General features: G+C 43.9%; 10 protein-coding genes. 4 read left to right on the top strand and 6 right to left on the bottom strand.

Annotated features, from left to right (window positions below; translation table 11 throughout):
- Window positions 1–2 precede the first annotated feature (2 nt).
- Window positions 3–386, top strand: coding sequence for a YidH family protein (locus DYH63_RS08880; RefSeq protein ID WP_116788471.1), 384 nt, complete (start codon window positions 3–5; stop codon window positions 384–386).
- Between the two features lie 50 nt (window positions 387–436).
- On the opposite strand, the gene DYH63_RS08885 is transcribed toward DYH63_RS08880, so the two are convergent.
- From DYH63_RS08885 to DYH63_RS08910, 6 genes are all read right to left on the bottom strand, one after another.
- On the bottom strand, window positions 437–1,519 hold the full coding sequence (locus tag DYH63_RS08885; RefSeq protein WP_116788472.1) for an efflux RND transporter periplasmic adaptor subunit: 1,083 nt from the start codon (window positions 1,517–1,519) through the stop codon (window positions 437–439).
- Window positions 1,520–1,522: 3 nt separating this feature from the next.
- Entirely contained in the window at window positions 1,523–4,759 is a 3,237-nt protein-coding gene (locus tag DYH63_RS08890) for an efflux RND transporter permease subunit (protein WP_116788473.1), read from the bottom strand.
- 6 nt (window positions 4,760–4,765) lie between these two features.
- Complete coding sequence (locus DYH63_RS08895) at window positions 4,766–6,352, bottom strand: TolC family protein (protein ID WP_116788474.1); 1,587 nt, start codon at window positions 6,350–6,352, stop codon at window positions 4,766–4,768.
- A gap of 182 nt (window positions 6,353–6,534) precedes the next feature.
- Entirely contained in the window at window positions 6,535–6,921 is a 387-nt protein-coding gene (locus tag DYH63_RS08900) for a hypothetical protein (RefSeq protein ID WP_116788475.1), read from the bottom strand.
- 105 nt (window positions 6,922–7,026) lie between these two features.
- Entirely contained in the window at window positions 7,027–8,541 is a 1,515-nt protein-coding gene (locus DYH63_RS08905; RefSeq protein WP_116788476.1) for an ATP-binding protein, read from the bottom strand.
- Window positions 8,542–8,642: 101 nt separating this feature from the next.
- Window positions 8,643–10,421: a chloride channel protein gene (locus DYH63_RS08910; RefSeq protein ID WP_116788477.1), complete on the bottom strand. Its 1,779-nt coding sequence runs from the start codon at window positions 10,419–10,421 to the stop codon at window positions 8,643–8,645.
- Window positions 10,422–11,322: 901 nt separating this feature from the next.
- On the opposite strand from DYH63_RS08910, the gene DYH63_RS08920 reads away from it, so the two are divergent.
- Genes DYH63_RS08920 through arsB form a run of 3 tightly spaced genes read left to right on the top strand, consistent with a single transcriptional unit; the run spans window position 11,323 to window position 13,250 of the window.
- Window positions 11,323–11,661 (top strand): ArsR/SmtB family transcription factor, encoded by a 339-nt coding sequence (locus DYH63_RS08920; RefSeq protein WP_116788479.1) that lies wholly within the window; start codon window positions 11,323–11,325, stop codon window positions 11,659–11,661.
- A 17-nt stretch (window positions 11,662–11,678) separates the two neighbouring features.
- The gene (locus tag DYH63_RS08925) at window positions 11,679–12,155 is read left to right on the top strand and encodes a DUF6428 family protein (RefSeq protein WP_116790784.1); all 477 of its coding nucleotides are present in this window, start codon (window positions 11,679–11,681) and stop codon (window positions 12,153–12,155) included.
- Between the two features lie 12 nt (window positions 12,156–12,167).
- Window positions 12,168–13,250, top strand: a complete 1,083-nt coding sequence (gene arsB / locus DYH63_RS08930) for an ACR3 family arsenite efflux transporter (RefSeq protein ID WP_116788480.1) — start codon at window positions 12,168–12,170, stop codon at window positions 13,248–13,250.

The raw sequence follows: 13,250 nt of genomic DNA on the forward strand, positions 1-13,250 counted from the left end.
GCATGGAACATCTTAATGACAGGGAACTTGTCAGGGAACATTTAGCAAATGAAAGGACGTACCTGGCCTGGACCCGTACAGGTATCGGAATAATGGCTTTCGGCTTTGTCGTGGTAAAATTTTCATTATTCATCAAACAAATTGCCTTAGGCTTCAACACAGATAATCCGGTCCACAACAAAGGCTACTCCTCGCTGATAGGTATCTCTCTGGTGATCGTAGGAATTATGATAACCGTCCTGGCCTTTGTACGCTATAGGAGGAATATACTGCTTATTAGAAATCACAGTTTTAGCTACTCTTCAACATTAGCATCGATTCTAGCCCTGATTATTGCAATAGCGGGTTGTGTGGTTGTTGCCTATCTTCTTGAAACCGCGCGATAGCTCTTTTTTAGCTGTATTTAGTTCCACCAATTGTATTTGGTGGAACTTGTTTAATCTATAATGTCGCCATCTTTAATTTCATTGTTTGCTTTCAGGACAATTTGGTCTGCTGCCGTCAGCGATCCGAAAACTTCGGTCGTGCTCTCGCCAGTCATGCCTTCCTTAACATCCACCAGATTAGCAACCCTATCCTTAACAACAATTACATATTTACGTTCAGTAGTCTGCACTATGGCGGTGTTGGGCACCAGCAGGGACTTCGCCCCGGACAGCATCGGGATGGAGACTTCGCCATACATTCCCGGTTTTAATTTTCCACCTTTGTTAAGAACGTCTATTTCTATCGCTTCAGAACGCATATCGCCTAAAGCGTTGGATACACGGCTGATCTTTGCGGAATACTTTTTCCCGGGCATTGCGTTAAACGTAAAGGTAACGTCCTTCTCCAGATCTACTTTATCAACGTAATTTTCCGGGATAGCCACCTCCAGTCGTAATTTACGGGTATCCTGTAGTACCAGCATGGGCTGGTCACTTGCTTTTCCCGGCGATACCAAAGCTCCGGGTGAAATATTACGCTGTACGATGGTTCCATCAAAAGGGGCATAAATTTCAAGGTACCCCTGCATTGTCTTTACCGACTGGACATTGGACTTTTCCGAATTGGCGATTGCCAGGTCCGATTTCATCCGCGACATCGCATTATCAAGATCAAGCGGTGACACCGATCCCGGTTCGGCCGCTGCCTGTTTTAAGCGATTGTACTTCTCCCTGCTGGCATTTGCTGTCTCCTGTGCCTGCAGGTAACGGGAATTGGCAGCCTGGAATTGTGATTCCATTTCGGGTGCCTCAAGCGCAATCAATAGCTGACCGGCCCTGACCTGGGACCCGCGGTCAACATGTATGGATTTGACGAACCCATTGACTCTCGGGAATATATTTACTTCATTAAAAGGGTGGAGCTTGCCGGGCAACCGCACGGAACTCGACAATGCCTGCTCGGTAATGGCACCAATTTCGTAGGCGCTTTTCTCATTATCATTTGCTTCGGTCAGGTCTTTTGGCTTTTGATTGTTGCCACAGCCTGTTACTATGTAGATTAGGAGTGCTGAAAGTATCAATTTTGTTTTCATGTATTATGTGTTGAGGTTTTTAATAGTTGTATCTTCAGGAAGTAAAGAAGGTGATTTGTAGGTTGTTTTAGCCTGTACCCATGCAAATACCAAAGGTAAAATGAACAAAGCCGCTAATGTAGAAGCAAACAATCCCCCAATCACGGCGCGGCCTAAAGGTGCAGTTTGCTCGCCGGCTTCACCCATACCTGCAGCCATCGGCACCATACCTGCCATCATGGCAAGGCTGGTCATTAAAATTGGACGCAGACGTATCGCTGCACTGGTGATGGAGGCGCGTGTCGCATCCCTGAATTCAAGGCGCAGTTTCTCTCCGTTGGTAACGATGAGTATCGCATTGGCAACGGATACACCTGTAGACATAATCATCCCCATATACGATTGCAAATTCAGGGTGGAACCTGTTAGCAACAGCACCGTTAAAGATCCCAGTATTACGGCAGGCACTGTGGACAATATGGTAAGCGACAATGTAAATGACTGGTAATTTGCCGCCAATAATAAAAAGATTACCAGAATAGCGAAACCTAAACCTGTCTGCAGGCTGCTCATAGTATCTGTTAGCAAACTTGTCATGCCCTTTAATTCCGCTACCAGGCCTTTGGGCGGTGTCCCTAAATCTTCCATCGCCTTTTGGACATCTGTTGTGGCAGTCCCTAAATTCATTTTGTTGATATTAGCACTAACGGTTAAAAACCGCCTTGGCCCGGCACGGTCATATTCGCCGGGGGCGTAGGTAATTTTAAATTCTGCAACTTCGGAGAGCGTCGGCCTGCTCTGGCCTTCCAGTAATGGAATTTCCTTTAGTTCTTCCATAGTATTCATCGTATATTCGGGAATTTGCACCTGTACCTGGTAGGTGTACTGCTTATCTTCATCCAACCACTGATTCTTCTCGGTAAAGCGGCTGGACGATGTACTCGCCGTCACCGAACGGGCGATGTCGGATACATTCAACCCAAACTGGGAAACTTTTTGGCGGTCCAGCGTAATTGCAATTACCGGTATCTTTAAAGGCTGTACGATCTGGACGTCACGGAGGTACGGAATTTGCTTTAATCGTGTCACCGCCTTGTTGGCGTAGGCCTCAATTTGTGCCATATCCTTACCAGCAACCCGCACCTCAATCGGTGTGGCGGCTCCCTGGCTCATTATTTTTTCTGTCATATCAATCGGCTCAAAGTTTATGCGCAGGTCCGGTACAGCACTCTTTATGTTTTTTCTAAGTGCGTCCTTTAACTCGTCCATATTGACTTTATAGTCGTCATCAAGTTTTACCTGTAGTACGGCCTCGTGCGTACCGGTATTGAATATGTACAGGTTGCTCGTGCCGTAACTGCTGGGTACGATACCCACATAACCCGAACTGATCTCAATGTGGTGGTCAACCGTTTTATCAATTATAGCTAAAACCTGTTTAAATTTATCTTCAGTCCGTTCCAGGCGGGTGCCATCGGGCGCCTTGATGCGCATTAAAAACTGCCCATTGTTCACTTTCGGCATCATATCTTTTCCAATAACGGCAAAACCAATGCCGGCAAGTACAATGACCAACACCAGGTATATAGGCACAATTATTTTCTTATGGGGCATCCACCGCGTGATAATGCCGGCAAATTTTATTTTGATCGTTTCGAAAAAATCGTTTTTTTCAGGATGCTGCTGTTCTTCCTGCAAATGCCGGTTTACCTGCAGTTCCTCATCGCGGTCCAAAGCTTCGCCTGCATGGCTGTGAACTTCGCCGTGATGATAATGCTGGTACTGATCCGCATTGATCAGCCAGTTACTCAAAATCGGCACGAGGGTCTGTGCAAGGATATACGATACGATCATGGTCAGGCCAATAGCCATTGACAAGGGCAGGAACATAGCCTTTGGCACGCCATTCATAAGGAAGGAGGGTGCAAAAACAGCAAGGATACACAGCAGGATCAGCAGTAGCGGAAAAGCGATTTCCTGGCAGGCATCAAAAATGGCCAGCTTTTTTGATTTGCCCATTTCAAGGTGCTGGTGAATATTCTCGATAGTAACCGTCGCCTGGTCAACGAGGACACCAATTGCTAATGCCAGCCCGCTCAGCGTCATGATATTTATGGTCTGCCCAAAGGCACCCAGTAACATTACACCTAAGAGGATAGAAACGGGAATTGTTATTACTACAATCAGGCTGCTGCGCCAGTCGCGCAGGAACAACAACACCATTAAGCCCGTTAGCAAAGCACCCAGCCCCCCTTCTGTAATAAGGCTTTCAACCGCATTTATAACAAAAACAGACTGGTCAAATTCATAAGACACCTTAATATCGTCAGGAAGCAGACTTTGCATTTCGGGTAATTTACTTTTCAGGCCCTGTACTACGGACCATGTGGAAGCATCGGCAGTTTTTACAACGGGGATATAAACCGATCGCTTGCCATTAATTAATGCGTAATCTACGGTTATATCCGAGGCATCGGCCACGCGTGCTACGTCCTTCACAAGGACCGATATACCATTTTTGGTTTTGATAGGAATCTCGCCGAACTCTTCTGATTTTTGCACCAGTGAATTAACCGTCGTGGTAAACATTGTATTGTTTATGCGAAGGTTGCCGGAGGGGGACATTACATTGAATTTGGCGAGTGCCTCCACCACCTGGTCGGGTGTCAGATCATAGCTGCGCAATTTAGAAGGGTCAATACTCACGGTAATGGAACGGGAATTGGCTCCGAAGGGTGGCGGTGCAGAAAGCCCGGGTACCGAGGCGAACATGGGCCGTATGCGTGTAGCCGCCATATCATAAATCTCTTTCAGGCTGCGGTTTGGGGCTGACAGGACCAATTGCCCTACCGGTAGGGATGACGCATCATACCGGACCACCTGCGGCGGCGGGGCACCCGGCGGGAAAAACTTCATTGCCCGGTTAACCTGCAGGGCAACCTGCGCCTGTGCTTCGGCCATATTAGTATCTTCATAAAAACTTATTTTAAGCATGGTTAGCCCTTGTATGTTCTTTGTTGATATATTTTTAATGCCATTTACATACAGGAACTGGTCCTGTAAACGGGTGCTGAAAAAACCTTCCATTTGCTGGGGTGACATACCCCCGTAAGATTCTATAACATAAATGGTTGGCTGGTTTAACTGAGGGAATATATCTATAGGTATTCTAAGTGCACTTAGTACAGCAAAAATCAAAAGGCTCAGGGTAATAACGACAACCGTTATTGGCCTTTTGAGCGCGGAGGTGACCATTGACATGATGGATTAATTTAGAAGGTTTAAAAGAGAATTGACTTGATTGCCGGTAACTGCTTTTTGAAATAATGCACTTACATAGGAAAAGCGGGCCTGTGCATAATCCGTTTCCGCACGGTACAAAATAGCAAGCGCGGCATTAAGCTCAATAATGTCGGTAAGGCCACTGTTGTATAGCGAAAGCTTTTGGCGATAACCCGCCTTTGCTGCTCTCAGCTGGTTAGGAATTTCTTCCAAACGCTGTTCTGCTGTATTAAGTTCCAAATCGGCCTGGCTAACAGCCAGTGACAGCAGGGCTTTCTGCTCATCAAGGCTTTTTATAGCGTAGTCGGTGACTTTTTTTTGAGTGCGGAGCTTTAATTGCCTGTGCCGAAAATCAAAAATATCATAAGAGATTGCAAGGCCTACGAGATAATTAGTGCGGTCAAACCCAATGCCGGTGGACAGATCGTTAAAATTATCATTGGCATCCACACTGGCACCGCGGCCCCAGACTGCTGCCTCGAGCAATACTTTGGGATTGTACTGATTTTTTACCAATTTTTCTTTCTCCCGGCTATTTTGCACTAATGAATTGAAGTAATTGATCACAGGATGATTGTCTGTATTGGCAAGGATCATTTGCCGATTCCTGGCTTTTGCGATAAGGCGGGTGGTTACCAGCGTATCGGGAATGATGCGTTCAGGTGGAAGACCGCTTAGTGCCGCCAATTGCAGCTGCGTATTTTTTAGTTCCTTATCTAATTCGATATACGTCAAACGGGCCTTTGAGAGTTCGGCTTCAGCAATACTGCTTTCAACACCGGGGCGAACACCATTTTTCACCAACGACTGTATCGACCGGACAATCTCTTCGCTGCGCAGAATGGTTCGTGACTGGATCGTTAAGAAATCCTGTAGCCGCAGCAATTGCAGGTAATTGCCAATAGTATACGCCTGCAATCTGTATTTTAATTGCTGGAATTGATTTTGCCCGACTTCGATATCCGATTTCGCTACGTTGTTTCGGGCTTCGAAGGCACCAAAATTATATACTTCCCAATCTAAGGCAACGATACCTAAATTAGTGAGCACAGGGCTTGTGTTGCTCTCCGTACGTACGCCCCTTGTATTCGAAGGAATGATCCCAAAGCCAAAATAAGGTCCGGCAGTATTGTTGTTGGTGCCCAGATCTGCCTGATAATTTAGATGAAGGTTAGGCATCCAGCTGGCACGGGTTTCATTGGCCTGGGATTCAACTATTGCAACGGAAGCCGATCCGGAGATTAATCCTGGGGCCTTACTGTAGACGTTATCCAGTAAATCTTTAAGTGCGATTTGCTCTTGGGCATGGGAAACCCCACTCAATAAAACGCATAATGCAGCGCACACATTTTTGCACCTGTATTTCGTTTCACTGGGAAATACATTAAGTTTAGAAGCGATTGCAAGCCATGCCGTTCGAAATCTTCGCGTGCTGTCGGCGCTTCGAAATTTGTCATCAAACAGCGGCCGCTGCTTTGTTGCCGTGTCGTTTTTAGCAGCTTCTGTAAAGCAGGAAAAAAGCGTATATAAGGAGTTTGCACCGGATGATCGGTGATTTTTTTTGAGTATCATATAGTAATATAGTAAAGTGATATACCCCCGAAACACAAGTAGTGCCGGGCTGCAAATTAGGTGATTTATGCAGGGTTGCAGGGTCTTTAATATTGGAATTGTCCGGCAAATCCTGATGAGCGACTGTCATCACTTATTGAAGGAATAACCCAAACCTAAATCCCCCTGTTTACAACATTCGGTTAGAACAGCTGGTACAGATGCAGGTAGGTATGCCTGGAAATAGTATAGCGTACTATCAGGCTGTAAATCATTGAATCATGGAAACACCTTAACGTGACAAATTCTCTGTAATAAAAATCAGGTAAAAGGTTCGTCTCCAGGGGGAGCGCTTTTCTCCTCATTCCTTTAGCGAACAACGAACGGGCATTTTCCTTCTTGTCAAACTTAAAATAAGGCAGCTTTTTTGTTTCGTCCCTAAAGAAAATGCTGGTTCCGGCCGGCAATTCTTTTACAGAAATACGTTGAGCAGTAAAATTTCTAACCGCAGGCTCTGCCTTGCCAGAAGCAACTCCGCTAACGGAAAGCAACAGCAGAACGATATAGTAGATAATTTTAAAACGTTTCATAATGTACGTTTATCAATATATTTAAAATTAATAAGCCCGAAATTCAAAAATACTATTTTACAAAGGTAAACCGCTAAATTTAACATACAAAACGGACTAAGTACATTAGATCGTTGTGATTGCCTGTTTTAGCGGGAGCGTTATAATAAAGTCACTCCCCTGCCCAATTACTCCTGTGGCCCTTATGGTACCATGGTGCCGTTCGACTATATTTTTACATAGTGCCAGTCCGAGGCCATTGCCCTCAAATTCATTCTTGGGGTGCAGCCTTTCAAAAGGCATAAAAATTTTGTCCTGGTACTTAGGGTCTAGTCCAATTCCATTATCATTAATTACGATTTCCACGAGCGCAACAGGATGATCGCGTAGTATTGAACTGTAAATGGTAACACGGGGCGGTTCCGCCGCTCTGGAGAACTTGAGCGCATTGCTCATCAGGTTATAAAAGAGCTGGGTTAATAATAGGCTTGAACCCTCAATTTCCGGCAGTTCGTCCTCAATCAAAATAGCCTGTTTTTCATGTATTATAAGTTCAAGGTCGATTTTGATTTTTTTTATTATTTCGCCAAGATTCACTTTTTCAGTCAGGAATCCGCCTGAACTTACTTTGGAATAGTTAAGTATACCGTCAATAAGCAAAGCCATCCTGTCCGCGGCTGTAGCAACTTTTTGATTATATTCATGCCCGATGCCGCTAAGCATTTCACCCCTTAGCATATTGTTATAAATTTTCACCTTTCGTACCGGCTCCTTAAGGTCGTGGCTTACTGAACGTGCAAAATGCAGTAAGTCTTCATTCGAACGGTGCAATTCCTCAGTGCGTTTTTGTACGAGAATAGATAGCTGTTCTTCTGATTCCTTTTGAAGTGTTATGTCCTGTACAATTCCGATTAACAGGGCAGGTTCGCCGGCATTGTCCTTTATCAGGGTGCCGTTAATTCGCAGCCAGTGAATCGTGCCGTCTTTATGAAATATACGAAGCTCGTAGGATACCCTGCCCTCATTTCCCATATTTTCATGGGCTGTTTCCCGGATATGCACGTCATCGGGATGCAGGCGGCTAAGGATCATTTCCTTCGTAATTACATCGTCTTCAATATCCCATATCGTCCTGAAATTGCCTGAAATGGTAACGGCATCATTGAATAAATTTATTTCATAAGTGCCCAGCTCCGCCGAATTTACCGCAAGGCGTAATTTTTCCTCGGCCTCTGTAGTTTGCTGGCGCGCGAGCATAAGGTCGGTCACGTCGGCAGCGGTATTCAGGACACCGTAAATATTGCCTTCTCCATCGTACAGGGGTGTAAAGGTAAAATTAAAGTAATGGATTGTCATGATGCCGTTGATAACAAGGTCAATACGGCTATTTTTAGCCTCATATACCTTGCCCGTATGAAATACCTGTAGTAGCTCTTCATAGACACCAAAACCGTTAAGTTCGGGTAGCACGTCAAAATAAGACCTGCCGATAATATCGGGGCCTTTGCCCCATGTGTCAACAAGTGCCTTGTTGGCTAAAACTACCTTCATCTCACGACCGGTATACACTCCAATCGGAAAAGGGGCATTTTCCACTACATTCCTAAGCTGAAATTCAATATTTTGTAAGGTGGTTTGCATAGTAAGGAGTTAAGGTATTTGTTATTGTACATTTTGGTTACAGCCACAAAATTAAATATTACATCATTTCTTTTAATATCAGTGAGTTATCACAATGTTTCTTAATCAAAATTCATCGCCCGAAGTTTATTTCTATACGCCTCCAACGCGTCGGATTTACTGATAAAACCAAAGTATTTTCCCTCTTTGACTACCGGGAGGTAGGCTTTAATGCTCGCTTCAAATTTTTGCATAACGGCTTCCATACTATCTGTATAGTTTACAATCTGCTGCGGGATTGTCATAAAATCTTTTACCTGTAGCGGGTTATCACTAAAAATAACTTCCCGTACATCATTAAAATAAACCGTGCCAATAAGCGTGTCTTCTACGGTTACAGCAAAAATCACCTGTTCAGAACCTGACCTCCGAACTAAATTCCGTACTTTTTCCAGATTGTCCTGGGGTGATAGGGTGGAATAATCGGTATGGATAATCGTATCAATATTCAGTGTCCATAGAATATTGGTATCCTTATTACTTGTAAAGACGTTACCCTTTTTCACAAGGCCTTTAACGTCAAGAGAATGCTTCTCAAATCGTTTAGAGATTGCGAAGCTTATCGAAGCGACAATCATCAGTGGCACGATAAGGTCATAACCACCCGTTATTTCAGCAATAAGGAAGATGGCGGTAAGCGGGGCATGAAACAGACCGCTCAATATACCTGCCATACCGACCATTGCAAAATTACTGACAGGCAGGTCTGTAAGCCCCGTAAGGTTTAGGAGTTTTGAGAAGAAATATCCGGCATATGAGCCCAGGAAAAGGGATGGAGCAAAATTCCCCCCGTTACCACCACTGCCCAATGTTATACCGGAAGCAAAAGCCTTAAGCATCATGGATAAGCCTACAAAAATAAGTAGCACCCACTCGTTATTGCTAAAGTCCGCAAAAAGCGTATTCTCCAATAGCTTGCCCGGATTTTTATCGGCAAGGGTTTTAATACTTTCATATCCTTCGCCGAAGAGGGTCGGAAAAATAAAAATCATGAGGCCGAGCAGCAACGCCCCAATAAGTGCCTTCTTGTAAACGCCATATTTAAGATGTGCAAAAAAATGTTCTGTTTTTAAAAACTTACGGGAGTAGTAAACGGATATGAGCCCGGTAAAAAGCCCAAGGAATATGTAAAGGGGAATATTTTTGTAATCAAATATTTCTTTTTGCCTGAATGACAGTAGCACGTCTTCATTTAAAACGATAGTAGATACCAGTGTGCCTGTTGCTGCCGCAATCATAATAGGTGTAAAAGCAGCGATTGTTACATCCACTAAAAGTACTTCTATTGCAAAAAGGACCCCTGCAATAGGTGCGTTAAACGCTGCGGCAATGCCCGCTGCAACGCCGCACCCCACCAGTAGTGTCCGCTCCTTGTAACTTAACCGGAACTGTTGTGCATAATTGGACCCGAAAGCAGCACCCGTAACTACAATAGGGCTTTCCAGCCCTGCTGAACCTCCCAGCCCGACAGTAAGCGAACTGGTAATGATCTGGGCGTACATTTGCTTTTTAGGAACGATGCTTGATTTACGGGCTACGGCATAAAGAATTTGTGACGTCCCTTTTTCAATGGTGCCGCCAAGCACTTTCCTTACAACCAACACTGTGAGTAATATTCCTATAACCGGAAGGATGCTATTTATAAAGCTTAGTTTTAAAATGCCATTGATGTATGTGGCAAACGAATAAACCGAATGTGCGAACGCCTTAAGCAGTATGACGGCTGCTGCAACCGCTATTCCAACGAGGACGCTGGATAAGAAAATAAACTGTTTTGGAGAAAGTTTTTTCCTGCCTAAAATCAGCAGGGATTCAATTTGTAAAAGTTCCTTCTTAAACATAAATAATGGTAATCAGATAAGTAATATAAAGATGAGCCTAGGGTCAATAACATATGGAACGACGCCTTTACAGGCAAGTAAAAAGGTCTTTGCGGGTTTAGTTTGCGTATAACTATACTTTCAGCGCTATGTATTCGCTGCTTCAAGGCAATAGCTACATAAATTGGATGTATGATACTACGGGGCCTTTGCAGTAAATAATTACCAAAATAGCTTGCAGATTCACAGCATCAAATTGCTTGTATACGGTAAATGGTGTCGCAACCGGCCTTTTAAAAGGATTGGCTCTAAAAAAGGTGGTATAAATGAAGGTGTATTTGTTTCGATAACAAATAAAGTTTAACACCACTAACCAGATCACGATCGACCGGAATACTGACTTTTATAAAGTTTGCAGTATAAAAAAGAAAAAAGAAATCACTCTCTAAAGGCAGTGCCTTCTTTCTTGATCCTTTATTAAAAAACGATTTGATCCGTGCAGTATCAGAAAATGAACAGGTGACGAATTTTGCGTTTCTATTCAAACTTGAACTTACAATTTTAAAAGAAGCACTATTGAACAATTCAAGTTCAGTAGTACGACTTTTGGTTTCACAACGTGCCGCCGCATACGCATTTCCGGGATAGGAAATACTAAGCAATAGTATAAAATAGATGATTTTAAAACTTTTCATGCGTTACACTCTTACGGGCTATCGGTTGTCACAAGGATAAGGCTTCAAATTTAGGGCTTTATAACAGGAAAGTAACTCTATTAACGAAATAACTCAGTTAAATTTATACCAATCTTTTAAGTAGGTAAAATTTTGGGATGATACTAATATTAACTAATTGTTAAATATCGTAATACTACGATGACAGTCTTTTTATATCGTAATATTGCAATATTAAAATATAAGAGATGGGAGCGACAAAGACAGATCATTTTACAGGGCAGCAAAACGAGTTGGCGATTTTAGCTAAGGCACTCGGGCACCCTGCCAGGATTGCCATAGTAGAGTACCTAATGAAAGTGGATACCTGCATATGCGGCGACATCGTAAACGAATTGCCCCTGGCGCAGCCTACCGTATCACAACACCTAAAGGAATTAAAAAATGCCGGGCTAATAAAGGGTAACATTGAAGGTGCCGCAATTTGCTACTGCATCAACGAGCCGGGCTTCGAGAAAATCAAAGGGTTCTTTGAGCAGATCGCTGCTTACCTTGATAAAAAGAAAAACCAAAGCGAATGCTGTTAAACAAAACCACTACGACTATGAAACTATCCGAAATTAAAAATCATCTTACGGCTGTTGAAGCTGTAAATTTTGTACTGCCTGACGGCACGCGTGTACCTGAAAATTTCCACGTGACGGAGGTTGGCCTCATCACAAAAAACTTTATTGATTGCGGGGGCACCGTCAGGAAAGAGACAGTGGTTAACTTCCAGCTCTGGGAGGATGCCGGTGATCAGGACCACAGGCTTAAGCCTAAAAAGTTGCTGGACATTATTACTTTATCCGAAAAAGTATTGGGCATCGAAGACTACGAGATTGAAGTAGAATACCAGGGCACTACTATAGGCAGGTACGGACTGGGCTTTAACGGCGCAGCGTTTACGCTGGTAAACAAGCAGACGGCCTGCCTTGCCCTAGACCAGTGTGGTATCCCTGCTGAAAAACAAAAGGTAAGCTTATCCGCTATAGGCTCTAATAATTCCAACAGCTGTGCTCCCGGCGGGGGCTGCTGCTAAATCCATCTGTATATGTCAGCAAACAACTGCGCCCCTGCGGCCAACCGGAAAAAACTGGGTTTCCTGGACCGCTTCCTTACCTTGTGGATATTCCTGGCCATGGCCTTCGGTGTTGCCATAGGTTATTTTATACCATCCAGCAGTGGGTTTATCAACTCCTTTTCCAGTGGCACCACCAATATCCCCCTGGCAATTGGACTGATACTCATGATGTATCCACCACTCGCCAAAGTGAAGTATGAAGAAATGGGTACCGTTTTTAAGAATACTAAAATATTAGGCGCATCCCTTTTGCTCAATTGGGTTGTAGGGCCAATACTGATGTTCTTCCTTGCGCTTTTATTCTTAAGCGGCTATCCGGAATATATGATAGGCCTGATATTAATTGGCCTTGCCCGTTGCATCGCAATGGTTGTTGTATGGAATGACCTTGCTGAGGGTAACCGTGAATATGCCGCAGGGCTGATTGCCCTGAACAGTGTCTTCCAGGTGTTGCTGTATAGTGTTTATGCCTATCTGTTTATTACCGTATTGCCACCGTATTTTGGTTATGATGGTTTTGAGGTAAACATCAGTATCGGGCAGATTGCCGAAAGTGTAGGCATTTATCTCGGTATCCCTTTTGCTTTGGGAATCATTAGCCGTTATGCACTCATAAAGCTAAAGGGTGAAAATTGGTTTTCTACTAAATACGTGCCTTTTATTTCGCCCATAACCCTAATAGCATTGCTCTTTACAATTGTGATCATGTTCAGCCTTAAAGGCGAATTGATCGTACAGATACCTATGGATGTGGTGCGCATAGCTATTCCGCTTGTCATCTACTTTACGGTAATGTTTGTGATCAGTTTCTTCGCCGGTAAATATTTTGGCGCGGATTATTCTAAAAGCACCTCAATTGCCTTTACAGCCACCGGCAATAATTTCGAATTGGCCATAGCGGTTGCCATTGGCGTTTTCGGCATCAACAGCGGTCAGGCCTTCGCCGGTGTGATTGGGCCTTTAGTCGAAGTTCCGGCACTAATTGCTCTGGTCAACGTCGCCTTCTGGTTCAGGAAAAAATATTTTACACCCACTACTACTAATACTATCTAA

Source organism: Flavobacterium psychrotrophum, assembly GCF_003403075.1.
Taxonomy (GTDB): Bacteria; Bacteroidota; Bacteroidia; order Flavobacteriales; family Flavobacteriaceae; genus Flavobacterium; species Flavobacterium psychrotrophum.